The sequence below is a fragment of the Gordonia sp. (in: high G+C Gram-positive bacteria) genome, assembly GCF_049647785.1.
In the GTDB taxonomy this organism is placed as follows: domain Bacteria; phylum Actinomycetota; class Actinomycetes; order Mycobacteriales; family Mycobacteriaceae; genus Gordonia.
The window spans coordinates 1-23,858 of sequence record NZ_JBARYI010000081.1; the positions used below are offsets into that span (position 1 = coordinate 1).

24 protein-coding genes are annotated in these 23,858 nt (G+C 63.4%); 14 read left to right on the forward strand and 10 right to left on the reverse strand.

From position 1 onward, the window contains the following. From WBA38_RS13450 to WBA38_RS13470, 5 genes are all read left to right on the forward strand, one after another. A partial coding sequence (locus tag WBA38_RS13450; protein WP_424322895.1) for an HNH endonuclease signature motif containing protein occupies positions 1–365 on the forward strand: 365 nt, incomplete at its 5' end. Between the two features lie 279 nt (positions 366–644). Then, complete coding sequence (locus WBA38_RS13455; RefSeq protein WP_424322896.1) at positions 645–1,307, forward strand: M23 family metallopeptidase; 663 nt, start codon at positions 645–647, stop codon at positions 1,305–1,307. Between the two features lie 112 nt (positions 1,308–1,419). Continuing rightward, complete coding sequence (locus WBA38_RS13460) at positions 1,420–1,989, forward strand: YdeI/OmpD-associated family protein (RefSeq protein WP_424322897.1); 570 nt, start codon at positions 1,420–1,422, stop codon at positions 1,987–1,989. A gap of 175 nt (positions 1,990–2,164) precedes the next feature. Continuing rightward, positions 2,165–3,457, forward strand: coding sequence for a glutaminase (locus tag WBA38_RS13465; protein ID WP_424322898.1), 1,293 nt, complete (start codon positions 2,165–2,167; stop codon positions 3,455–3,457). A gap of 119 nt (positions 3,458–3,576) precedes the next feature. Continuing rightward, positions 3,577–4,425 carry a 3-hydroxybutyryl-CoA dehydrogenase gene (locus WBA38_RS13470; protein ID WP_424296618.1) on the forward strand — a complete coding sequence of 283 codons (849 nt, stop codon included), beginning with the start codon at positions 3,577–3,579 and terminating at the stop codon, positions 4,423–4,425. A 72-nt stretch (positions 4,426–4,497) separates the two neighbouring features. On the opposite strand, the gene WBA38_RS13475 is transcribed toward WBA38_RS13470, so the two are convergent. Continuing rightward, a complete protein-coding gene (locus WBA38_RS13475) occupies positions 4,498–5,715 on the reverse strand; it encodes a hypothetical protein (RefSeq protein WP_424296620.1) in 1,218 nt (405 codons plus the stop codon). A 174-nt stretch (positions 5,716–5,889) separates the two neighbouring features. Here WBA38_RS13475 and WBA38_RS13480 point away from each other — a divergent pair, with 174 nt between their 5' ends. Continuing rightward, positions 5,890–7,557 carry an ABC-F family ATP-binding cassette domain-containing protein gene (locus WBA38_RS13480; RefSeq protein ID WP_424322899.1) on the forward strand — a complete coding sequence of 556 codons (1,668 nt, stop codon included), beginning with the start codon at positions 5,890–5,892 and terminating at the stop codon, positions 7,555–7,557. A gap of 77 nt (positions 7,558–7,634) precedes the next feature. Here WBA38_RS13480 and WBA38_RS13485 read toward each other — a convergent pair whose 3' ends face one another. Both WBA38_RS13485 and WBA38_RS13490 read right to left on the reverse strand, forming a co-directional pair. Then, positions 7,635–8,246 (reverse strand): heme-binding beta-barrel domain-containing protein, encoded by a 612-nt coding sequence (locus tag WBA38_RS13485; RefSeq protein ID WP_424296624.1) that lies wholly within the window; start codon positions 8,244–8,246, stop codon positions 7,635–7,637. Between the two features lie 157 nt (positions 8,247–8,403). Then, the gene (locus WBA38_RS13490; RefSeq protein WP_424296626.1) at positions 8,404–8,871 is read right to left on the reverse strand and encodes a MarR family winged helix-turn-helix transcriptional regulator; all 468 of its coding nucleotides are present in this window, start codon (positions 8,869–8,871) and stop codon (positions 8,404–8,406) included. Positions 8,872–8,998: 127 nt separating this feature from the next. On the opposite strand from WBA38_RS13490, the gene WBA38_RS13495 reads away from it, so the two are divergent. Next, positions 8,999–9,346: a hypothetical protein gene (locus WBA38_RS13495; RefSeq protein ID WP_424322900.1), complete on the forward strand. Its 348-nt coding sequence runs from the start codon at positions 8,999–9,001 to the stop codon at positions 9,344–9,346. A gap of 3 nt (positions 9,347–9,349) precedes the next feature. Here WBA38_RS13495 and WBA38_RS13500 read toward each other — a convergent pair whose 3' ends face one another. The 4 genes from WBA38_RS13500 to WBA38_RS13515 form a co-directional block, all read right to left on the reverse strand. Then, on the reverse strand, positions 9,350–10,384 hold the full coding sequence (locus tag WBA38_RS13500) for an NAD(P)-dependent alcohol dehydrogenase (RefSeq protein ID WP_424322901.1): 1,035 nt from the start codon (positions 10,382–10,384) through the stop codon (positions 9,350–9,352). A 188-nt stretch (positions 10,385–10,572) separates the two neighbouring features. Further along, positions 10,573–12,243, reverse strand: a complete 1,671-nt coding sequence (locus WBA38_RS13505; protein ID WP_424322902.1) for an ABC transporter permease — start codon at positions 12,241–12,243, stop codon at positions 10,573–10,575. A 2-nt stretch (positions 12,244–12,245) separates the two neighbouring features. Further along, positions 12,246–13,286: an extracellular solute-binding protein gene (locus tag WBA38_RS13510; RefSeq protein WP_424296632.1), complete on the reverse strand. Its 1,041-nt coding sequence runs from the start codon at positions 13,284–13,286 to the stop codon at positions 12,246–12,248. A 49-nt stretch (positions 13,287–13,335) separates the two neighbouring features. Further along, positions 13,336–14,412 carry an ABC transporter ATP-binding protein gene (locus tag WBA38_RS13515; protein WP_424296634.1) on the reverse strand — a complete coding sequence of 359 codons (1,077 nt, stop codon included), beginning with the start codon at positions 14,410–14,412 and terminating at the stop codon, positions 13,336–13,338. An 84-nt stretch (positions 14,413–14,496) separates the two neighbouring features. On the opposite strand from WBA38_RS13515, the gene WBA38_RS13520 reads away from it, so the two are divergent. The 3 genes from WBA38_RS13520 (at position 14,497) to WBA38_RS13530 (ending at position 16,982) form a co-directional block, all read left to right on the forward strand. Continuing rightward, on the forward strand, positions 14,497–15,285 hold the full coding sequence (locus WBA38_RS13520; protein WP_424322903.1) for a DUF1542 domain-containing protein: 789 nt from the start codon (positions 14,497–14,499) through the stop codon (positions 15,283–15,285). A gap of 62 nt (positions 15,286–15,347) precedes the next feature. Further along, complete coding sequence (locus WBA38_RS13525; protein WP_424322904.1) at positions 15,348–15,995, forward strand: HEAT repeat domain-containing protein; 648 nt, start codon at positions 15,348–15,350, stop codon at positions 15,993–15,995. 3 nt (positions 15,996–15,998) lie between these two features. Then, positions 15,999–16,982, forward strand: coding sequence for a MerR family transcriptional regulator (locus WBA38_RS13530; RefSeq protein ID WP_424322905.1), 984 nt, complete (start codon positions 15,999–16,001; stop codon positions 16,980–16,982). On the opposite strand, the gene WBA38_RS13535 is transcribed toward WBA38_RS13530, so the two are convergent. Next, positions 16,961–18,061 carry a CapA family protein gene (locus WBA38_RS13535; protein ID WP_424322906.1) on the reverse strand — a complete coding sequence of 367 codons (1,101 nt, stop codon included), beginning with the start codon at positions 18,059–18,061 and terminating at the stop codon, positions 16,961–16,963. The two genes, WBA38_RS13530 and WBA38_RS13535, sit on opposite strands and share 22 nt — an antisense overlap. A 190-nt stretch (positions 18,062–18,251) precedes the next feature. On the opposite strand from WBA38_RS13535, the gene WBA38_RS13540 reads away from it, so the two are divergent. From WBA38_RS13540 to WBA38_RS13555, 4 genes are all read left to right on the forward strand, one after another. Beyond that, a complete protein-coding gene (locus WBA38_RS13540) occupies positions 18,252–18,686 on the forward strand; it encodes a YciI family protein (RefSeq protein ID WP_424296643.1) in 435 nt (144 codons plus the stop codon). Beyond that, positions 18,679–19,527: a Cof-type HAD-IIB family hydrolase gene (locus WBA38_RS13545; RefSeq protein WP_424322907.1), complete on the forward strand. Its 849-nt coding sequence runs from the start codon at positions 18,679–18,681 to the stop codon at positions 19,525–19,527. Before WBA38_RS13540 ends, WBA38_RS13545 begins: the two co-directional genes overlap by 8 nt. Further along, positions 19,524–20,183 carry a YoaK family protein gene (locus WBA38_RS13550; RefSeq protein ID WP_424322908.1) on the forward strand — a complete coding sequence of 220 codons (660 nt, stop codon included), beginning with the start codon at positions 19,524–19,526 and terminating at the stop codon, positions 20,181–20,183. The genes WBA38_RS13545 and WBA38_RS13550 overlap by 4 nt, the downstream gene beginning before the upstream one ends. A gap of 72 nt (positions 20,184–20,255) precedes the next feature. Next, positions 20,256–21,200, forward strand: coding sequence for a hypothetical protein (locus WBA38_RS13555; RefSeq protein WP_424322909.1), 945 nt, complete (start codon positions 20,256–20,258; stop codon positions 21,198–21,200). Between the two features lie 57 nt (positions 21,201–21,257). On the opposite strand, the gene WBA38_RS13560 is transcribed toward WBA38_RS13555, so the two are convergent. Both WBA38_RS13560 and WBA38_RS13565 read right to left on the reverse strand, forming a co-directional pair. Continuing rightward, positions 21,258–22,046, reverse strand: a complete 789-nt coding sequence (locus WBA38_RS13560; RefSeq protein WP_424296650.1) for an amino acid ABC transporter ATP-binding protein — start codon at positions 22,044–22,046, stop codon at positions 21,258–21,260. Between the two features lie 5 nt (positions 22,047–22,051). Then, the gene (locus tag WBA38_RS13565) at positions 22,052–23,797 is read right to left on the reverse strand and encodes an ABC transporter substrate-binding protein/permease (RefSeq protein ID WP_424296652.1); all 1,746 of its coding nucleotides are present in this window, start codon (positions 23,795–23,797) and stop codon (positions 22,052–22,054) included. Positions 23,798–23,858 lie beyond the last annotated feature (61 nt).

A 23,858-nucleotide genomic window follows, 5' to 3' on the forward strand; every position in this document is an offset into this window, starting at 1 on the left:
TTTTCGCCCGCGACCGCGGGTGCACCGCACGCCGGTGTAATGCCCCGTTCGCCCGGACCGAGGCGCACCATTTCCCGGATTGGGCCGATGGTGGTCCCACGGATGTGGACCATTTGGGTGCCGCGTGTGGGCGGCACAACCGCAGCGTGGGCAAGACCGTCGGGGCGTGGGAAACCAAACTCGTTGTGGACGGCCCCGCCCGGGGCCGGGTCGCTTGGCGGCCCCGCCAGCCGGGGCGCCCGGCGGTGTGGCGGGTCAACCCGACCCACCACGCGGAGTTGTTGCCGGTGAACGGCCCGCACGGCCCGCCGGCTCCGGAGGATTCTCGGCTCGAGGCCCACCTCGAGCGCCTGTTGGGGGCGTAACCTGCCCGACCAGCCGGACACCCCGGCCGGTCGGGGGTTTCGTCGTGCCCGGATGGTCCACCGTGCACTCGGTGTCGTCCTGTGGCCGGTTCCCAGCCGTTGCCACGTCCCCGGTACGAAGGGCGGTGCAGGGCCTCGGTCGGCGAGCGTCGTCGCCGCCCTTTGTTGTCTCTGCTCAGAAGATTAGGTAACCTCGCCGTGTCTTTGTCGATTCCAAATCGTTACCAAATTCGAACGGACGTGATTGTGCCGCAGTACCGCGTGAACGCTGTCAACTCTATGAACCCCGCTGCCGGCCAGCCCGCGCGCCGCGGCCGCCATCGCGTGGCCCGGACCGGGATGTCCATGCCGATCCGTGTCGGCGCGGTGGCCGCGTTCGCCGGTGCCGTCGGACTGGCCACCGTCTCGGCCGGTGAGGCCGCGGCGAAGCCGGCGAAGAAGTCGGAGGCACCGATTGTGCTGCCCGGGAACATCACGTTGCCGGAGAACCTGGAACTGCCGAAGGAACTCGACGACGCGGTCCGCGGTCTGGCGGTGCCGAATGTTTCCTTCCCCGGCCGTGCGGTGAAGCCGGCGTCGGGCACCGTCACCTCGCACTATGGCCCTCGCTGGGGCACGCACCACAACGGCGTCGACATCGCAGCCAAGATCGGCACCCCGGTCTACGCGGTGACTGACGGCGTCGTGCTTGAATCCGGCCCGGCCTCGGGTTACGGGCTGTGGATCCGTGTCAAGCAGGACGACGGCACCACCGGCATTTTCGGTCACGTCAACGAGAGCTTTGTGCACAAGGGGCAGCGGGTGATCGCCGGTCAGAAGATCGCCACCGTGGGCAACCGCGGCAACTCGACGGGCCCCCACCTGCACTACGAAGTCTGGAACGCACAGGGTAATCCGGTCAATCCGCAGGCTTGGCTGTCCAAGCGCGGCGTCGGCCTCTAAAGGCAGACGACCTCCATTCCCAAGGAGTGCTTGCGGCATTCGTCCGAATCCTCCCATGGGCACCCCATAGCGACGAGTCGTCACGACCGCAGGCGAGTGGCAGTATCGCAGGATGGACCGCGACGGGATCCTCGCCTTCACTGACGGTGACGAGTGGGAAGCGTGGCTCGACGAGCACCACGCGGACCGGTCGGATGCCTGGTTGCGGATCGCGAAGAGTCGATCGGCCATGCCCGGTCTAACAATCGGGGACGCTCTTGACGGTGCCCTGTGCTTCGGGTGGATTGACGGGCAGCGCCGCGCGAACGACGACGACTCCTTCCTCCAGCGGTATTCGCCGCGGCGGGCAACGAGTTCGTGGTCGAAGATCAACGTCGGCAAATTCGAGGCCCTCGCGGCTGCGGGTCGGGTACGTCCGGCGGGATTCGCGGAGGTGGAGCGCGCCATGGCCGACGGCCGGTGGGACGCCGCCTACGAGTCGCAGCGGACGGCGGAACCACCGGACGATCTGGTCGCGGCACTCGCGGCTAGCCCGATGGCGGCCTCGGCGTTCGACGCGTTGGGCCGGTCGGATCGGTACGCGATCATCCTGGAGATCCTGAAGGCGCGGACACCGCGACGGCGGGCCGAGGTGATCGGGCAGGCGGTCGTCAGCCTGGCAGCTACGCGAGCATGTCCTTGACTATCTATCGGGACCCTTGTCGCCGAGCAGCACGGGGAACACCAGCAGGTTGTACCCGCAGAGTCGGCAGCCCTGGCCCGCCCGGCTTCAGTTGTCGCACCAGATGTGGTTGTCGCACTTTGGCGCGACAACCACAACCGGTGCGATAACTGGGGTCGCGCCGTACGCTGCGATCGTGCGATCACCAATCCCTGATTACCTCGCGTCAGCACTTTCCTCGGTCGAACCGGATCACTCCGGTGCCACTGCCGACTACATTCCGGAACTGCGCGACGCCGACCCCGATCGACTCGCTGTCGCAGTCTGTACCGAGGACGGCCAGATGTACTCGCAGGGCGACTGCGAGGTGGAGTTCAGCATCCAGTCGATCTCCAAGCCCTTCGTCTATGCGCTGGCCCTCGCAGACCGCGGATTCGACGAGGTGCTGGGCAAGGTCGGCGTGGAACCCAGCGGTGACGCGTTCAACGAGATGTCGTTCGACACGGAGTTCGGGCGACCGCTCAATCCGATGATCAACGCGGGTGCCATAGCGACTCACTCGCTAGTTGGCCGACACGATGCGACGGCAGATCAGCAGGTGGAACGGATCGTCGACGGTCTCAGCGCCTTTGCCGGTCGTCGACTGGAAGTCGACGAGTCGGTATTCGAGTCGGAGATCAGCACCTCGTTCCGCAATCGGGCATTGGCAAACATGTTGCGGGCCAACGGGACCATCCACGATGATCCGCTCATTGCTGTCGCGGGCTACACGCGGCAGTGCTCACTTCTGGTGACCGTCGAAGATCTTGCGCGGATGGCGGCGACACTCTCGAACCGAGGCGTCAACCCGGTGACCGGTGCACCGGTGGTCCCCGCGGCGGTCGTCAGGCAAACGCTCAGCGTGATGGCGACGTGCGGCATGTACGACGGTGCCGGTGATTGGATGACGAGGGTCGGTGTCCCGGCCAAGAGTGGCGTGGCGGGCGGCATGATCGGCGCGTTGCCGGGACAAGCAGGTATCGCAACCTTTTCTCCGCGCCTGGACAAGCATGGCAACAGCGTGCGCGGGGCCGAACTCTTCCAACGCTTCACGTCAGAGATGGGCATGCATCTGATGGACGTAGCGCCCCCCGGACTGGCTGCCGTCCGTGGCCGCCGAATTGTCGGTGAAGGCGACGAGGCGATAACGATAGTTTCGCTGCAGGGCAACCTTGCTTTTGCCGGAGCGGAACGCTTCCTTCGGAACCTCGTCGAAGAGCCGCTAACCACCAAACGGGTAGGAATCGGAATCGTCCGAGTCGGGTCAATCGCGGACGTTGGTCGCCGCATGATTCTCGAAGCTATTCGGCGACTCACACTCGACGGCCACGACGTCTACCTCATTGATGCCGACGGACTCCTGCCCGATCCCGACCCGGGCCATGGTGGACGAGTGACTATTGTGAACGCACCCGGCGACATTCTGCGGATTAACGGGCTTGACCTGTGATGAATGTTGCAACGCTCGGGGCAGGATTCGAAATGCCAGGTGATTGACCACTATTCTGTTCAATCGACAGCAATGAATCCGGGCACTGATTTTCTGGCCCGCTCAGTTTGGAGTTATTTGTGAATCTCATTGGCGTGATCGGCGGAGGCACCATGGGTGCCGGTATTGCTGAAGTGTGTGCAAAGGCCGGAAGCGACGTGCTGGTTCTAGAAACCAAGCAGGAATTCGCTGACGCAGCGACCGCGCGAATCACCAAGTCGATCAGCCGCGGCGTCGCCAAGGGCAAGATCTCGCAGGAAGACGCCGACGCAGCCATCGGCCGCGTCAAGGTGACCCTCGACGTCAACGAGTTCGCAGACCGCGAGCTGGTCATCGAGGCGGCCCCCGAGGTCGAGGCCATCAAGCACGACATCTTCGCCAAGCTCGACGCCGTCGTGAAGCCGGAGACGATCCTCGCCACCAACACCTCGTCGATCCCGATCATCAAGATCGCCGCAGCCACGGCGCATCCCGAGCGCGTCGTTGGCGTGCACTTCTTCAACCCCGTCCCGGTGATGCCGCTCGTCGAGATCATCTCCGCCCTGACCACCGCACCGGAAACGGCCGCCGCTGTCACCGAGTACGCGGGAACCGTCCTCGGCAAGACCACCGTCCAGGCTGGCGACCGTTCGGGCTTCATCGTGAACGCCCTGCTGATTCCGTACCTGTGCCAGGCCATCCGCATGTACGACTCCGGCTACGCCAGTGCCGAGGACATCGACGCAGCAATGAAGGGCGGCTGCGGCTACCCGATGGGCCCGCTGACGCTGTGCGACACCGTCGGCCTCGACATCTGCCTCGCTGCCGCGGAGTCGCTGTACGCGGAGTTCGCTGAGCCGCACTTCGCGCCGCCAGCACTGCTGCGTCGTATGGTCGACGCCGGTCGTCTGGGCCGCAAGACCGGTCGTGGGTTCTACGACTACAGCTAGAGCGCAAGTACGCAAAAACACCGGTGGCGGGAGATGGTTATCCATTTCCCGCCACCGGTGTTTTGACTGTCGTTACGCGGCGGCGTCGATTTCGATGGGCACGTCGGCCGGGGCCGCGTCCGAACCTGTGCTCGGGGTTGTGTCCGCACTCGGTGCAGGCGCGTCGTCGACGGGTGTCGACACAGTTGGGTCCGTCGGCGCACCAGGGTCAGTCGGCATAGGCAGCTCGGGAGCGACCGGCGCCTCGGCTGGCACCTGCGGCGCGGGATCTGCCGCCAACTCGGGTACATCTGCCGTCCGCGACAGAGCATTCGGGTTTACCGACGACGTCGACTGCGGGCTCAGCAAATCACCCGTCGACAGTTCTGGGATCGTCACCCCGGGGATGGGAGTCTTGAACTGGCCGACCGACAGTGACGGGATCAAACTGCTGATGTTGTCGAGCTTCCCGAAGTTCGAGAAGTCGAGGGCGGGCACACCCAGGTAGTTGACGTTGCCCTTCAAAATGCCGTTCGTAATGGTCGGGAACAGGACCAGTTGACCGCCGAGCCAGCCGAGCGCGATAGCTCCGGGATATGCCGACAGCGGTGAGAACGCGTAGTCGGACGTCAGTTTCACCAGTTCAGTACCGCCGAGGGTGATTCGAGCGAAGTCGTCGGTCAGGATCCGCGAGAGCGGCTTGCCAGCGACGACTTCCTTGATCAGGCCGAGCAGATCCTTGTCTCCGGTGAGTAACCCAATCAGAGCGAGGGGATTGGTGACGCCGAGCGAAACCTCACCGGCATCGGTGCGATAGTCGGCGTCAACCGTGCCAAGCAGGTTGAGGCACATGCCATCGGTGGACGATGTCGCGAACGCGACGACTCCGATGCATGAGGCTTGGCCGGTGGGGATCTTGAATCCCTTGAACCCGAGAATGTCGAAGATCGTGATGTCGGTGGTCGCAATTGCTAGGCCCCCGAGAGCGAAGGCGTTTGCGGACTCGCCCTTGTCTGCGGCGGCAATGGCAAAGCCGGGGCCGATCGCGGTGGCGCTGCTATCGCCGAACTCGTTCTTGACGAAATTCCAGCCGCCGTTGCCGATGAGGAGTTTGATGATGCCCTCTGGGTCCGCAGCGATTCCGCCCAACATCGCGGTCGACGAGGCGAGCATCGGGTCTGCGACGGTAGTCCGCTGGGGCTCAGGCTGCGTGACCGATGGGACCAACGTTGCACCTGCAACGAGCGCGGCGCTGGCCGCGGCGGCTGTGGCTGCGGCTGCAGATTGGCGGAGGCGAGAACGAGTGGCCAAAGCGAACTCCAAGTGGCGTGGGTCGGGCAAGAATATTGACGACGCCCCAATGTAATTGCGGTCACAGGCGTATGAGGATCGATCCGATCATCAATGGCACGGAGTTGATGTTGAGGATGGTGTACGTGGCACTGAATGCGCGGCGGCGCTAGTTCGAGTGGGACCATAGGACGCATGACTGCAACTCTCGTCGCGAAAGACCTCTCCGGCGGGTACGCGCATCGTGTTTTGTTCGACCACCTCGACCTGACGGTCGCGCCGGGCGACGTCATCGGCGTGGTGGGTGCCAACGGCGCAGGCAAGAGCACCCTGCTTCGCGTGTTGGCTGGCGATCTCGCGCCGCTGGAGGGCACAGTGACGTGCTCGCCGTCGGATGCCTTCGTCGGCTGGCTGCCCCAGGAACACCAGCGTATTGAGGGCGAGACCGTCGGCCAGTACGTCGCACGTCGCACCGGGTGCGCGGCGGCGACCGATGCGATGAACGCGGCCGCCGATGCGCTTGCCGACGAGGCGTCCGGGTCTGTCGACCCTGCGGATTTCTACGCCGTGGCCCTTGATCATTGGCTGGCGACCGGAGCTGCAGACCTCGATGAGCGACTACCCGCTGTGCTCGCGGACCTGGGCCTCGATGGGGTGACGTTGGGCGGCGATCCGGCGTCGGCGCTGATGACGGGCCTGTCGGGCGGCCAGGCGGCTCGGGTCGGCTTAGCGGCCCTGCTGTGTTCGCGCTTCGACATTGTGCTGCTCGACGAGCCGACCAACGACCTCGATCTTGAGGGGCTGGTCCGGCTGGAAGAGGTGGTTGGCGGTATGCGCGGCGGGGTGGTGTTGGTGAGCCACGACCGGGAGTTCCTGGCCCGTAGCGTCACCAAAGTGCTGGAGTTAGATTTGGCGCAAAATACCAACACGCTCTTCGGTGGCGGGTACGAAAGCTACCTGGAAGAGCGCGAGGTGGCCCGCAGGCATAAGCGTGAAGCATACGAGGAGTTCGCGGATAAGAAGGCCGACTTGGTCTCGCGTGCCCGGACTCAACGTGAATGGTCCAGCCAGGGTGTCCGCAACGCGATGAAGAAAAACCCGGACAACGACAAAGTCCGACGCCGCGCCGCCACCGAGTCGAGTGAAAAGCAGGCGCAGAAGGTGCGGCAGATGGAAAGCCGGATCGCGCGGTTGGACGAGGTCGCCGAGCCCCGAAAGGAATGGGTGCTGGAGTTTACGATCGGTGCCGCACCCCGATCGAGTTCGGTTGTTTCGACGTTGAACAATGCGGTCCGTCGGCAGGGTGACTTTACCCTCGGGCCAGTGTCGTTACAGGTCAACGCGGGTGACCGGATCGGGATTACGGGCCCGAACGGGGCCGGTAAGTCGACCTTGCTTGGGTTAATTTTGGGTCGCACAACCCCAGACGACGGTACCGCCCAGCTGGGTAGCAGCGTCGCGATCGGCGAGATCGATCAGGCCCGGGGACTCTTCTCGGGTGAGGAAATGCTCGCCGACCGGTTTGAAAGTCTGGTCCCCGACTTCACCACCGAGGAAGTTCGCACGCTGCTCGCTAAATTCGGGCTCCGGGCCGATCACGTTCAACGACCGGTGGGGGAGCTCTCGCCGGGGGAGCGGACTCGGGTCGCGCTCGCGCTCCTTCAGGCGCGCGGCACCAACGTGCTGGTTCTCGATGAGCCGACCAACCACCTGGACCTCCCGGCGATCGAGCAGCTTGAGCAGGCACTGGAGGCGTACACCGGGGCGCTCCTGCTCGTCACTCACGACCGCCGAATGCTCGAGAACGTGCGCGTCGGCCGTCGGTGGCACGTCGAGCGCGGCCAGGTTACGGAGCTCGCGTAGCCGTAGAAGTGGCACTGCCGCCGATTGTGACCCGGATGAGGTCACGATCGGCGGCATGGAACGCCAAATCTCACGGATCAGTTGAATTCAGATCCCGGATGGAAGCGCTTCACGCGGCGCAGGGTGTTCTCGTCGGTGTGGTGCATTTCCCCGCCGGTCGCGGCCAGACGCATCAGCAGGTCTGAGTTGTACGAGAAGGTGTCGTCGTCGATGATCGTGAAGTTGCTGGTGAAGCTCTTGATCTCAGCGCGCTCCATCAGGTACTTGTTCTGCAGGATGCCATAGCTTGGGTCACCGGGGCTGGCATTGAAGTGGAGGACGGTGTCGTGCGGGCCGGCATCACTGCCCGCCTGGATCGCGATACCGCGACCAAAAACGACCGTGCGCATGACCTGACCGTTGATTTTGTCCCAGAGCAGGAAACCGATCTCGTCGTGGAACGGATCCATGCCTTCTTCGCCGTGCCGCCACGCGGTCATCGAATAGTTCAGGCCCCACAGGGTCTGCTGTCCGTTCTCCTGAACCGGGATCGGCTTGAACGTTGCGCGCTCGAAGTACGACGTCTTACTCGTCTCGTCGTCTTTGTTGTGGTACGAGAGGTCGACGCCCGTGTCGCCTTCCCAGATGCCGACCAGCGGGGTCAACGGGCCGAGCTTCTGCGGTCCGCGGATTGCGGTGTCGGTACTCATGATTTCTCCAATCACTGGTTCTCAGGACCGGGTGCCGTCGACGCGGCGGCACCGGAACGCAACGATGGCGCACGGTTCCCTGCGTGACCGCAATCATTGCCTACGTCAAGTCTTGCACAATGCAAGACTTGATTCGGTCAAATCACGCGGTGTGACACTAGAGCGGCAAATGTCGTCGCAGATCGTCGTTTTTGCCCTCTTCGCTGAGAACTGAATGGAGGTCGCGCAAAGCTTGTGCGCAGTCGGCGCGAGCTTCGGGAGTGAGATGGCTGAGTGCTGCGGCGAGTTCGGTCCGTCGCCGGTCGTTGACCTGCCTGACCACTTTGCGTCCGGTGTCGGTCAGTTCCAGTCGCACGATGCTGCGGTGACTGGGATCGCTGCCACGAACCAGATGACCCGACGTGTGGAGTCGGTCGGCGAGTCTGGTGATCGACGATCCGACCACGCCAAGCGCCCGTGCGCAGTCGGTCGAACTGGCGGGTCCGATTTCGTGGAGGGTCAACAGCAGACGGAATTGGGGGAGTGACATGTCGACGTGGTCGACGCTGCGCAGTGCTAGGCCGACGAGATCGCGGGTGGCGGTTTCGAAATCATCGACTTCGTCGGCGCTGACGTGCTGAGGCATTTGCCGAGTATGTCAGTGCGAGCTCCTCCACGTTGAATTTCCCGTCCCAGTCCTCGACGGTTCCGTCCTCGATGGTCCGGTCCCCGATACTGCTGACCGGGAGCTCCATGTCGTGGAGAATCGGCACATGAGTTACACGTTGTCATTTTGGTCAGGTGACGATGCGGCGGACTGCATGGACACCTATCGTCGGCTCAATACGGGTGAGCGCGTCGAACACGTCGCGCTGGTCGACAAGGCTGGCGTTGAGCGGGCACTCAGCGGGATCGACGGCTGGAGGTGGTCGCAGAGTCTGCTTTACCCGCCGGGCAGTCACCTCGAGGGAAGCCCGGTGTTCGACATCTTCGTCGACACTCAAGCGGTGACCTGCACTGGCTACGGTGTCGAGGCCGCAGACATCAACACGGTCATCGACGTGATGCGCGAGCTGGGCTTCCGACTCTACGATCCACAGACCAACGAGCGTTTCGCGTAACTCCTACGGCGTGAGAATGGCTCGGCCGGCGATAGCTCCGGCCTCCAGGTCGTCAAAGGCGCGCTGAAAGTCTGCTAGCGGATACAGCGTGTGTTCGACGGTGAGCTTGCCTTGTGCTGCCAGCGCGATGACTTCGATGAGGTCGGCGCGGGTGCCGCCGTACGACTTCCGAATGTCGACACCCCACGGGATGACACCGGTGTTCGCTTCGGCTCCGAGGTCGATTTTTCCGCCGCCGAGTCCCACCAGGCGGAGCGCGCCTTCCGGTGCGACGACGCCGCGCGCGAGGTCGACGGTTTGCTGCACGCCGACGAAGTCGAAGACGGCGTCGGCTCCGTACCCGTCGGATTCGGCGAGGATGGCCGCAGCGGCGGCGTCGGATTTAAGGACGAGGTCGGCCCCGTGTTTGCGGGCGAGTGCGAGTTTGTCGTCGGCCATGTCGACGGCGATGATTCGGGCGCCGGTGCTGGCGGCGAGAATTTGGACGGCCATGTGGCCAAGCCCGCCGACACCGATCACGACAGCCGTGGAACCGGGCGTCAACCAGTCGCGGGCCGAACTGATGGCCCGCATTGGAGTGAGGGCGGCGTCGGCTAGCGGACCGGCGCTCACCGGGTCGAGTTTGCCGAGCGGCATGGCATGGCGCGCTGGCACGATCATGTATTCGGCCATGGCCCCGTCGGGACCGAGTCCAGGGGTGGGCGGGTACATGTACCGGCCGCCGCTGATGCAGGCGTTGTCGCGTCCCAGGATGCACGGTCGGCACTGGCCGCAGCTCCAGATCAGGTTCACCAAGACCGCACTGCCAATGTCGAGGCCCGTCACGTCGGGACCGACCGCATCGATCCAGCCCGCGCCCTCATGTCCGAGCGTGGGGTCGGGGCCCGGCCACGGTACTGGCAAATGCAAAATGTGCAGATCGGAGTGGCACAGGCCTGCGCCAGCGACCTTGACTCGCACCTCGCCCGGACCAGGTTCGGGCTTCTCGACCTCGACCATTTCGAGGGTTCCCGGTGAAGTCAGCTTCACTGCGCGCATCGTTGGTTCCTAACGTGTGACGGTTGAGAAATACGTTACGACGAGGTGCCGACAAAGAGTGGGGCATACGTCGAGATGAGTGGAGGAACGTCTCGAAACAAGCCCCACGGGGATCGTGACTCCGGAACCTTGCAGAGGATCCATCTGACCCTGGACGCTTAGCGATCGCTGTGGAGAATGGCGAGCGCCTATTTCCGGACCGTCGACCGAGCAAGGAGAATCGCCGGAATCGCACCGATCAGCAGGAGAGCTAACCCGTACGGACTGGCAGCGGTGAAGTCGAGTACTTCGCCGTTGGTGGTCGCCCATAGGGCCGTGGCGAGGGAGTGCTCGCCGGTGGGACGAAGTAACAGCGTCGTGGTCAGTTCCTTGCCTGCATCAAGTCCGACGAGGAGGGCACCCGTTCCGATCGCGGGTAGCGCAAGCGGCATGGTGACCCGCGTGAACGTCTCGAACGGCCCCTTTCCGAGGGACCGTGACATGTCGTCGAACGCCGGAGCGGCCTGCCCGAATCCGACCTGCTGCGATCCGACGGCAAGCGGCAGGAACAGGACGACGTAGCCGATGACCAGCAGGGTGGACGTCTGATAGAGCGGGAACATCCACCGCACCGAGATGAACACCAGCGACAGTGCCATGATGACGCCCGGCAGCGCGTGCGCCACCCAGGTGGAACGCTCGATCAGTGTCGAGATGCGGCCGGGGTAGCGCGCGGCGAGCAGGCTGACCGGAATGGCGCACAGGGTGGCGAGGACGGCCGCCGACAGTGCCCACTTCGCCGTGTTACCTGCCGCATTCCCGAGTTCGGCCCAATCGATAGAGATGCCACTGCCGGTCAGGTGATTGATGATGCCGCTTCCGGTCACCCAGAGAGGCACCGCGAGGGCACCAGCTACGACCGCCGCGCAGAGCGCTGTCCACAGTGGCGTGCTGTAGCCGAGTTTCCAGCGCAGCGGAGGCCGCGGGGTCCCGCTGCCAGTGCGGACCGGGCGCCGCTTACCGCGCAGCACGCGATCGAGCAGGAGGAGTCCAATCGCTCCGACCGCCAGCACTACGGCCAGTGCGCGAGCCGACTCCGGCATCCCCAACACGGTCTGCTGTTGGACGATGACCGTCGTCAAAGTTTGGTAGTTGAGCATCTGTAGCGCACCGAATTCGGCGAGCAGATGCAAGCCGATAATCAGCATGCCGGTGGCGATCGCCGGGCGTAATTGAGGCAGGGTCACGCGGAGGAACGCGGCCACCGGGCCACGCCCCAGAGCTCGGGCTGCTTCCTCCTGCGCGGGGTCGAGTCTGCGCAATGCGGTTAGCGTCGGCAGGAAAACGTAGGGAAATAGGGTGAGGGTCAGAATGGCTGTCGCGCCACCGAGCCCAAAGATCAGGGTCGAGCCGGGGAAGTAACGGTAGCTAAACGCCACCCACGCATACGATCCGACAAAGGTCGGCACGCCGAGGGGCAAGGTAAGCAGTACCGTCCACACGCGCGGCATCGGCAGGGTGGTGCGGGCGATGAGCACGGCCAAGCCAACACCAAGGATCACAGTGAATCCGCAAACCAGGACGAGCAGTTTGAGCGTGTTCCAAATCAGCGGCACGGTCGACGGATTGTCGAGTTCGTCGAGCAGGAGCGTAAAGCTAAAACCAGCGCGGAACAGCAAATAGGCGGCGGGCGCGATGGCCGCCACGGCCACCAGAATGCCTGGAACAACCAGGGCGATGGGCGGTCGGCCCCGTCGAATCCGCGACTGCTTACTTGCGGCGTCGACGTCCAGTTCCAGCCCGTCGGTGCCAAGCACCGATACCGGTTCCAATGCCGCGATGGCGTTGGAACCGGTATCGGGGTCTTGGGGAAGGGTCACCGTCAGATGATGCCGCTCTGCTTCAGCAAGTCATTCGCTTCGGCGGTGTTTTGCAGCGACGCCTGATCGAAGACAGGGAAGGTCAACGACTTGAGATCGGGCAGGCCGTAGCTGCTCTTGACGCCGGGCGTCAGTGGGAACTGCGGACTGTTCTCGGCGAGGACCTTCTGGCCACCGTCAGCGGCGACGATCCACTTCAAGAACTGGGCTGCTTCCTTCTGCTTGGAACTCGACTTCAGGACGCCGGCACCCGAGGCCAGCATGAGCGCACCGGCGTCGTCGTTGTTCATGAAGTGCACGCGCGAGGTCACATTGGCCTCGCCGCCCTTGTCCTTGGCCATGATGTACCAGTAGTAGTGGTTCGACAGGCCGAAGGGATGTTGACCGGCCTCGACGCTGTCGCGGACCTTCCCGTTCGACTGCTCGTTGACGCCGTTTTCCTTGATGCCCTTGAGCCATTCGAGGGTCCGGTCCTTGCCGATCGTGTTGATCAGGTAGGCCGTTGTCGACTTGAATGCGCCAGACGGGGCGTACGCGAACTTGCCCTTCCACTCCGGCTTCGTCAGATCGAGGATCGACGGAGGGAGGTCGCCTTCCTTGATCAGCTTGGGATCGAAGAACATTACGCGCGCGCGGGCCGCCCACGGAACCCAGTTGCCGGTCGACGGCACGAACCGCTGGTCCGGGACCGCAAGGACCGACTTGTCGACGGGGCTGAGCAGGCCGTTCTTGTCGAGCCCGGCCATGGCGCCCGGCTCCTCGGTGATGATCAGGTCGGCCTTGGAACGATCGCCTTCTTCGACGATCTGTCCGGTCATCTCGGCGTCCTTGCCCGCACGCACGTTGACCTTGATACCGCTCGACGCCTCAAACGCCTGCGCGAGACTCTTCGCAGTTTCCTCATGCTGACCCGAATACAAGGTCAGTGTGTTGGCGTCGCTGTCGTCGTTGCTCGATGAGCATGCAGTCAACGTAAACGCGGTGGCCAGTGCCGTGGTGGCAGCGACAATTCGCCAGGTCAGCCGCTTTGCTGGGTCAGCCATGGGTCCTCTGTTTCTTTCTGGTGACGATCGGTTGCAGTGTGGTGTGGCGTTAGGACGCGGCGGCGTCCGTGAGATCGGATTCGACGACGCTCACGCGGACGGTGCTACCGGGAGCCGGCAGATCGCGACCCTCCATGCGTGCGACGATCCCGGTGCCGTCGATCAGCGACAGTCGTGCCAGACCGTCGTGACCGAAGAAGCTGGTGGAGGCGACGGTCGCCGGAATGCCATCGGCGGTCAGGGTGAACTGCTCGGGCCGCAGGACCAGGGTTTCGCCGAAAACTGCCGAACGGTCAACGCGGAGTCTGCCCAGCGGGGAGTCGACGATCGCGGTCTTGTCGGTGCTCCCTAAGTCGACCAACGTGCAGGGCAACTCGACCGAATCGCCAAGGAACGCCGCCGCCGAGGGGTCGACGGGCTTCGCATACAACTCGTTGGGTGGCGCGCAGGCGATCACGCGGCCGTCGCGCATCATGGCGACGTGATCGGCAAGCGAGAGAGCCTCGCTCTGATCGTGGGTCACCAAGACGGAGGTCGCGTTGATGCTCCGCAATAGTTCGCGGACTTCCTCTCTGAGGTCCACGCGCAGGGAAGCATCGAGTGCGGAGAACGGTTCGTCGAGCAGAAGGACCGTCGGGGCGGGGGCCAGCGCTCGGGCCAAAGCCACACGCTGCTGCTGCCCGCCGGACAGTTCGTCGGGGCTGCGGTTCCCGTATCCGGCCATCCCGACCAGATGCAGCATTTCTTCGACGCGTTCACTGCGGTGGCGTCGGGCGGCGGTGCTAAACCGGGAACCGATGCCGCCGGGGAGTCCGTAGGCGATATTTGCGGCAACCGACAGATGCGGGAACAGCGCACCTTCTTGCGCGACGATGCCGACGCTTCGCTTTTCGGGCCGGACAAAAGTGCCGGGACCCGCGACGATCGTGCCGTTGATGGACACTTCGCCACCGTCGGGGCGATCGAAACCGGCGAGAATTCGAAGCAGGGTGGTCTTGCCGCTACCGGAGGCGCCGAGGATGGCAGTGAAGCTACCCTCGCGCACGTCGAGGTCAACGCCGCGGAGCGCATGCACCGGCTGGGGTGACGCGGGAAAGACCCGTGTAACTCCTCTGACACTCAACATAAGGCAAGGCTACGCTACCGATAATCCGAGTTGCGCGTTAGGTAGGTCACCCTTGGTTTGCCAAGAATCCGTACCCTGGATGGAGTGCCAGACTTTTTCATTATCGTCCTCATCGCGTTGATCGCCGTCGGTATCTATTTCATGGTCCGCGGACGAAGCAACGGTGCCCAAGCTGCCCAAGCCCGACTCGACGACGCCAAGGCCGACGCCCGGCAGGCCATCGAGCGACTCGGTGGGCAGGTCTACTCCCTCAATCCCGGCGACGACGCCTCGGCCAGGCAATCGCTCGCCGACGCAGGTGAACGCTTCACCGCAGCCGGATCGCAGATAGAGCAGGCGGCAACACCTGGTCAGGCGTTACTCGCTAAACAGACTGCGATTGAAGGGCTCTATTACATTCGGGCGGCGCGCACCGCGCTCAATCTCGACCCGGGTCCGCCGATCCCTGAACTCGAAGGCCAACGCGCAGCGGGTTCGGTCACCGAAGCCCGTGCCGTCGAGTTTGAAGGCCGCGAAGTGCAAGCATCGCCCAAGCCGTCCGACGCGACGCCAAATTACTATCCGGGTGGCCGCGTCGCTGGCCGACCTGTTCCCGCAGGCTGGTACTCCGAACCCTGGTGGAAACCCGCCCTCATCGGCGGTGCCTGGGGCATCGGCTCTGCCCTCCTGTTCAGTTCTCTGTTCTCCGGGATGGCAGGCATCCCCGCGGGTGTCTCCGACGGCAACTTCGCTGGTGGCGACATGAGTGACGGCGGTGGAGACTACGGCGACGGGGGAGCCTACGGCGACTTCGGCGATTTCGGTGGCGGCGACTTCGGCGGGGGCGACTTCGGCGATTTCGGTGGCGGCGATTTCGGGGGCTTCGACTTCTAGCTCACGACGCTTGACCCTGACACCGTGACAGGGTCTTGACTGCCTCTTAGGAGGTGGTCACGATGACCAGAACACCCAAGGCTCAAACCTCAACGATCGTTGTGGGCCTGCGGGCCACAAATGCGCAACTCCGGCTCCGCGCCGCCCTGGCGTCGGGAACCTCTCCCGACCCGGAGTTCGTCGCAGCGTTGATCGAACGAAGCGCCGTGGAACCGGACTTCTTTGTCCGCGACATGTTGACCTGGGCCCTCACCCGCCATGACCCCAACGACGTGGTGCCTTTGCTGATTGGTGAGCTTCGTTCGTCGCCGCCGCAGGCCCGCAGTCAGGCGCTACACACACTGTCGAAGATTGGTGACAGCTCGATATGGGGATCCGTGCCGAGTAGTTTGCTCACCGACCGCGACGACGAAGTCGCGCGGGCCGCGTGGCGGGCTGCCGTCGCGCTCGCCCCAGAATCGTCGGAGGTGGCTGCCATACTGGTCACACAGTTGGGGCGAGGAAACGATGAAATGCAGCGCAGTCTCAGTCGTGCATTTGTCGGCATCGGCCACGACTCGCTCAACCTCATACTGCGGGCGCAAAGCTCAGACGATCCGGACGTTCGGGCTCACGCGGTGGCGACGGAAGCGCTGATGCGCGACCCCGACACCGGCTTCGCAGACAGTCTCCACGAAGCTCGACGCACGGTGGCACTAAAGGGACGGTGAGAGATGCGGATTGGTGAGGTGGCCCGTCGCTCCGGGGTGAGCGCCCGAATGCTTCGGCACTACGAAACCCTCGGCCTGGTAACCCCAACCGGACGGACCTCGTCCGGCTATCGGGATTACCTTCCCGCTGATCTCGCCCGGATCTTCCACGTAGAGAGCCTGCGTTCGATGGGACTGTCGCTGCGCGAGGTTGGCCGTGCACTCGACGACCCCGACTTCGCCCCCGACGCGCTCGTGACCCAACTCGCGGAACGGACCGCCGCGCAGATTGCCGAAGGCGAACAACTTCTTCGGCGACTCAATGCGATCGCCGAACGTGGCCTCGACGACTGGGACAACGTGCTGTCGACAATTGCACTGTTGGAGGCGTTGTCGTCGCCTAACGCCGGACGACGACAACGCGCTGCGCTCACCGCCACCGGCCGAACGGCCCCAACCTCAGCGCTAGTGGAGTCGTTGCTGCACGAAGACGAGCCCAATGTCGCCGGGGCGCTCCGGTGGGCCCTGGTCCGGGCAGGTGACGCAGTTCCGTTGCTCGCCGAAGCCGCACGACGCTCAGATGTGCGCGAACGTACTCGTGCGGTCCTCGCCTTAACGGAGATCGCAGGACCGGCGTCAACTGCTGCCCTGACGGTTTCGGTGTCCGACCCCAACCACGAAATTCGGGCTTCGGCCGCTCTCGAACTGTGCCGCCGGGGCCAGCCTCCACCCCCTGACGTCCTCATCGGGCTGATCGTCGACGGCATCCGCGATGTGGACGCAGCCGATGCACTCGCCGTCGCCGCAAATTCTGAACTCCCCGAGCAGACCGTTGCGTTCGCGCTTATCGCCAAGTTGTCCGACGCGAACCCGGGGGTGCGGCGGCGAATTACCCAGGCTCTGGGTGAACTCCCCGGTGCAGCGGCGCAGGCCGCACTGGCCGCCCTCGTAGACGACGAAGACGAGCAAGTAGCGCGGACCGCAGCCTACCTGCGACGACCGTCCTGATCGGCAGGTACCGCAACAAAGTTGGTGCCGATGGTGCCGTTTAACTTGGGCGAGAGTGAATTGATGAAGCCGAGAACGTCGGTGCGTTCGGCACCCGTATACGGCGTGGGCTGGTAGTCGTTGATCGCCTCGGTGGTCGACAACCGCATGGGGATCACCCGGAACGACGACCCAGCCACCTTGTTGTTTCGCACGTCAAACCGTGTCTGCACCACCATGGTTCGCTTGTCGGTCGGATTGGTGTTGCCCCCGAACGCGAAGTTGCCGAGCGAGTACGCGATCAGCTTGCCCTTGTATGTGGACATGGACTGCAGGACGTGGGGGTGCGTGCCAATCACAGCGTCGGCACCGTTATCGATCGCGAACGCCGCAAGCTCGCGCTGCACGTCGTACGGTTCATGCTGGGATTCGATTCCCCAATGGAAGAACGGGATCACCACCTGGGCCCCATGAGCGCGCAGCTCTTGGAAATCACTGGCGATCTTGCCGCGGATGTCGGGGGTATCGAGCCAGGTCTGATAGCCGACGAGGCCGACTTTCACGCCCTTCACATTTCGGATCAGCGAGTAGTCGTAATCCGAGCCCTCTGATTCGGACCCGGTACCGAAGTACTCGACACCGGCGTCTTGCAGTGCTTTCGTGGTGTCGTCGAATCCGGGGCGGAGGTAGTCGTAGGTGTGGTTGTTGGCGAGGGTCACCGCGTCAATACCGCCAGCCGACAGTGTCTTGGCGAGGGCAGGTTCGCCGCTGAAGTGGTAGTTTTCGCCTTCGCCCTTGTAGCGCTCGGTGGTGGCGGAGGTGAGGGCCACCTCGAAGTTCGCCACAGTCAGATCGTCGTTGTCGAAGTACTGCTTCACATTTCGGAAGAAGTAGTCGGGGGCCTTCCCGTTATCGGCCCACACCTGCGGCAGGGTATTGCCGCCGAAATCTCTGTCGGTGCCGAGAATATTATCGCCGGTCCAACTGATTGTGATGGTCTGGTTCACTGGTGCGGGAGCCGACGATTTCGGGTCCGTTTCGGAGGGAGGGGCCGTGCATGCAGTCAAGGTCAGCGCACTGCTGAGAAGCAGGGTCGCCACACGGGGGAGGGAAGATCGGTTGAACACTCCGCCCATCCAATCCCACAGCCAGGCATTGTGGCAGTCGGGTAATCGGATGAAGAATGTTCTCCCGACCGTGTCGATTTCTGGTCTCCCCGTTCAACGTGCTCATTCGCGGCCCAATCGGGCCTTCGTCATCACATCCGCACCATTATCGGAGGAGTAGAAAATGAAGTACATGCTGATTATGCGAGTCAACGACGACGCCGCGTTGGCCGCAGGTGAGGAAATCCCGTTCGAGGAAATGATCAACCGGATGGGCGCCTACAACGATGCACTCGTCGACGCGGGTGTGCTCCTCGCCGCCGACGGACTGTCGGACCCGTCGGAGGGGTTCGTTGTCGACTTCGCGACCGATGATCCCATCGTCACCGACGGCCCATACGGCGAGATTCACGAACTGTTCAACGGTTTCTGGATCCTGGAAGTGGCCAGTCGTGAGGAAGCCGCAGAATGGGCGCGCCGCTGCCCGCTGGGTCCCGGCACCAAACTTGAGGTGCGCCGGGTGACCGACGAGAGTGACTTTGCCGATTTCGCCGATAACGATTACATCCAGAAGGAAGCCGAGCGGCGGGCAGAGCTTGGCGAGTCAAGGCATGGTTGATCGGCTCCCGCGCGGGGAGATCACAGCGAAGGAATTGGCTCTCGCCGACATAAAACTGGTCGTCGCCGACATGGACGGCACGCTCCTCAACGAAGCAGGTCTGGTACCCGACAGGTTCTGGCCGCTCCTCGCCGAACTCACCAAGCGCGGTATCGCCTTCGTTCCGGCGAGCGGACGTCAGTACTACACGCTGCTCGATCTCTTCGACCGCCATCCGGGCATGCTTTCGTACGTCGCCGAGAACGGCAGCATGGTGATGCACGACGGCGCGCTATTGTCGTCGTCCAATGTCGATCCCGCACTTGTCCGCACCGTCGTCGAGACGGTACGTACCACCAGCGAAGATCGGCTGCGGTTGATTGTGCACCGCGTCGACGGTGCGTTCATCGAATCCGAAGACGCCGACTTCCTGGCGCATGCACGGCAGTATTGCGTCCGGCTCGACGCGGTTGAAGACCAGTTGGCGATCCCCGGTGACGTCGTCAAACTTGCCATTTACGATTTCGCCGACGCCGAGCACGCAGCGTCGAGCATCTTTGGGCCGCTCGTCGGTGAACACCAGTTGGCAGTCTCGGGGCAGCACTGGATCGATATCACCGCACCGGGAACGCACAAAGCGCAGGGTGTGCAGGCACTGCAACGACTGCTCGGGGTCGGTCCGGAGAACACGATGGTCTTTGGCGACTACCTGAATGACTTGGAGATGCTTGACGCCGCGGACTTCTTCTTCGCGATGGCCAACGCGCACGCCGCCGTGGCCGAACGCGCCCGTTTCCGCGCACCCAGTAATGCCGATGAAGGAGTGTTGACCATCCTGCGACGACTGTTGGCAAGCCGGTGAGGTCTGCTCGTCGCCGCGAAGTTGCCCTGGCGGTGACCCTATCGAGCGTGGCCGGCTATCTCGATGCCGTCGGTTTCATCGAACTCAAAGGCCACTTTGTGTCATTCATGAGCGGCAATACCACCGACCTCGCCGCGCAACTCGGCACCGGGTACCTCACGAGTATCTGGCTCGTTGCGGGCTTGCTGATTAGCTTCATGGCTGGCGTGGTGATCGGTGCGGTCGCCGCCCGCTTCGGCGATGGGCGCATCACGGTTCTGGTGACCACCACGATTCTCCTGGTGCTGACATGTGTGATTGCCGTTGTTACCGACCCGGCGACTGCCGCCGCAGCCGGGCTACCGGCGGCGATGGGCGCGATGAATGCGGTCTTCCTCAATAACGGCGAAGTCAGCATTGGCCTCACCTATATGACGGGCACCCTGGTGAAGGCTGGGCAACAGTTCGTCGAAGGACTGGCGGGCGGCAAGAAATGGCTGTGGCTGCGCAATCTGTCCCTGTGGACGGCGCTGGCTGCTGGCGGAGTGATCGGTGCCCTCATGCACCGACTCATCGGTGGCGGTTGGGCAATGTGGCTCGCGACCGGAATCGTCGCGGTGGTCACTGCCGCCACCATTGTGATTCGTCAGATCGAGTCCGTCTCCCAAGAACCCTGACGGGGATAACTCGGGCGGGGGACTGCTCTGGCGGGGACAACTGCAACGGGGCCACCTCGTAGCATGAGTGCCATGCCAGCCGACTCTGCCGATCTCGCCGCTCGACTCCTCGACGCTCATGTGGCGCAGCAGCGTCGGCAATTGACCGACCCGCACGAGTTCGCGGCGCTGGTAGACGAGGAAATTACTGCCTTTCTCGACGTTGCCGACCACTTGCCGTTGGAGACCGCTGTGTCCCGCGATTTGATCAAGGCGGTTGCACGCAAGTATGCGATCGCGTTCCCCGTCGACGGCGAGATCCCCGGTCTCGTCGGTGCCGTCGCTGAACGGCTCTACCAGTATTCGGCCGACCACGACACGCGACTTCAGGAAGTGCTCGACCGCCGCCGTTTCGAGGAACTCGCGACCGGAATCGCCGACCTCGGACTGTCGCGTCGCATCGTGGAACGAGTATTGACGAGTCCGGCCTCAGAGGACGCGTGCGTTGAGGCCGTGCAGCGAGCCGTTGATCCGTCGCGTTTGCCCGGCAAACTCGCGGGCATCGTCGAGACTCTGGTGGAACGGGTTGCGCGTCGCGGCACACGGTATGTGCTGGCGGTCAACAGCGCTGAGTCCGATCACCTCATTCTCGACGCGGCCCGAGAAATGTGGTTGTGGCTTGCCAGCACTGATGAGCAGGCCGACCAGGTGCGTGACATTCTCAGCGATGGGGACGTCGAGGACACCATCGTGTTGGTGTTTGAGTTCTGGCGATCGTTCCGCGAAACCCCGTACTTCGGTGCTCTGCTCGATGAGGGCATCGACGAAGTCTTCGACACCTACGGGCAGACTCCGCTCTCGGAAATCCTCGACGAACTCGGTATCGCACGGACCGACCTCGTCGAGGAGGCTATGCGGTTTGGTCCGCCGGTGATTACTCAACTCGACAGCGACGGCATCGTTGAATCGGCCCTGCGCCGCCGGCTGGCCCCGTTTTATGCCTCCGACGAATTCGCCGCCATTCTCGCGTCGGACTAACAGCCTCTTTCTATTTCTGTGACGATTCGACCCGCGGGTTGCGCCGCTCGCCGCGACCTACAGCACCTGCGACAAAAAGGTTTTGAGTCGATCGCTGTGGGCATCGGTAAAGATCTGCTCGGGAACGCCCGATTCGACGACGACTCCCTCGTCCATAAACACCACGTGGTCGGATACATCGCGGGCATAGCCCATCTCGTGAGTCACGACGATCATGGTCATGCCCTGCTGCGACAGCTCGGTCATTAACGCCAACACGCCCTTGACGAGTTCGGGGTCCAAGGCGCTCGTGGCCTCATCGAAGAACATGATCTCCGGGTTCATCGCGAGTGCGCGCGCGATGGCAACGCGCTGTTGCTGGCCACCGGAGAGAGTCGATGGCCGGGCATCGGCCTTGTGCGCCAATCCGACAGCCTCAAGCTGAGCCAGCGCGAGGGCGCGTGCCTCGTCTTTTCCGAGGCCGAGGAGCTTGCGGGGCCCCAGTTCGACATTCTGCGCAACGGTGCGGTGCGGGAACAAATTGAACTGTTGAAACACCATGCCGATGCGTCGACGCAGCGCGTCGGGGTTTTCCTTCAACACGCTGACGCCATCAATCAAGATGTCGCCTTGCTGCGGCTCATGGAGTCGGTTGAGCACGCGGAGCAGCGTTGATTTGCCGGAGCCAGACGGGCCAATCACGGTGGTCGTGGATCCGGCGTCGACGTGCAGGTCGACGCCGCGGAGCACGTGATTGTCGCCGAACGACAGGTGCAGGTCTTTGCCGGTGAGCGAAACGGCTTTGCGCGTTACCGCAGCTGGCGGGGGAGTCGCGGGATCGGGTGTTGAACTCGGGGATGTGCTCATGGGGCTCACGCCTTTCCAATGCGCAGTCGGCGGTCGATGTAGTTCACCAGGTGCGTCAGCGGGACGGTCATCACCAGGTACAGCAGGCCAGCGGCCAGCAGCGGCGTTAGATTGCCGCTGTTGGCGTTAAAGTCCTTACCAACGGCGAAGAGGTCGCGCTGCAACAAAGTGAGGCCAAGGAAGTAGATCAGTGACGAGTCTTTGATCAGCACAATGAACTGGTTAACCAGCGCGGGGAGCACGCGTCGAACACCCTGCGGAACAATCACCAGCCACATGGACCGGTTGTGGGAGAAACCGAGGGCCCGCGCCGCCTCCATTTGACCGGGCTCCACACTCTGAATACCCGACCGAAAGATCTCGCCGATATAGGCCGCAGCCAGCAATGCCAGCGCCACCGAGCCCAGCCAGAAGGGATTACCGCCGGTGAGGTTCTTCACCACCGGACCAAAGCCAAGCCCGACGATCAAGATAACGACAACGGCAGGCAGCCCCCGGAAAATGTCGGTGTAAACGCGCGCGGGCCACCGCAGCCAGCGGGTGCGAGCCATTCCCGCCAACGCCAACAGCATTCCGCCGATGGTCCCGAGAATGCCCGATGTGATGGCGATTTTCAGGGTGTTGATGAGACCGGTGGAGAGCAGTTCGGGAAGTGCCTTTCGGAACTGCTCCCCATTGAGGAAGGTGGCGCGCAACTGCTGCCACGTTCCCTTCGATTCGACGGCGGTCTCGGTTTTCGGCTTGTTCGCGTTTGCTGCCGCAATGGCGGCGAAGTCGGGTAGCTGCGGCATTGGCGCCGCCTTCGATCCGGGCTTCCAACCTTCCGGTAACTGTCGGGGCGCCCAGTCGCTGTAAAGCCGGGCCCACGTGCCGTCCGCGATGATCGCGTCGAGACCGCTGTTGAGGGCATCGCGCAGTCCGGGATTATTTTTCGCGACAGCCCACGCTGTGAAGTTGTTGATGCTGAAAGTGTTTTCCAAGATCTTCATGCCGTCAGCGGGCTGAACCGTCCCCTCGGCCTGCTGACTGGGGGCCACCCACGCGTCAATTTGCCCGGACTTGAGATTTGCGTATGCGGTCGCATAGTCGGGGTACTTCACTGGATCGAACTTCAAGATGTTGGTGACGTAGTCGTCCTGGACGGTGCCTTGGACGACGCCGATGCGCGTGCCCGCATTGAGGTCGGTGAAACCTTTGATCGCACCGTTCGAGGGGCCGACCAGTGCGAAGTAGCCGAAGTCGTAACCGTTGGTGAAATCGACCGTCTGACGACGCTCGTCGGTCGTGGTGATCGACGACGACCCCACGTCGAAGCGTCCCCCGGCGACCTGAGCGAGCAAACTTGAGAACTCGGTCCCGATGAACTCCACCTTCAAGCCCAGCTTGGCGGCGATCGCCTTCAGCATTTCGTTGTCCATGCCCGTGTACTGCTGGGCGGAGTTGACGCAGATGCTTGGCGGGGCGTCACCGAGCGTCCCGACCACAATGGTGCCGGGCTTGGATAGCTTCAGCGTTGAGATGTCGATCGAGTCGACGGGCGCGGTGGTGGCGGTGGTGAACCGATCGGGAGCCTGTGCCGATGTTGCCAGATTGGTTGGCGCCGATGAAGCGCTCTGCACGCCGGGCGGTGCGCAGAGGCCGGAATCATCGGAGTCTGATGCGGAGCCGGAACACGAGGTGAGGACCGCGACCAAAAAGGCAATGGCTAGGAGTGGGAGCCATCGTCGGCGAACTGCGGAAAGCAGGGTCATGGGTCAGAAGGGTAATCGTGCGGGGCATCGAATCGGGAATTAAAACCAGGTAGATAGAAAT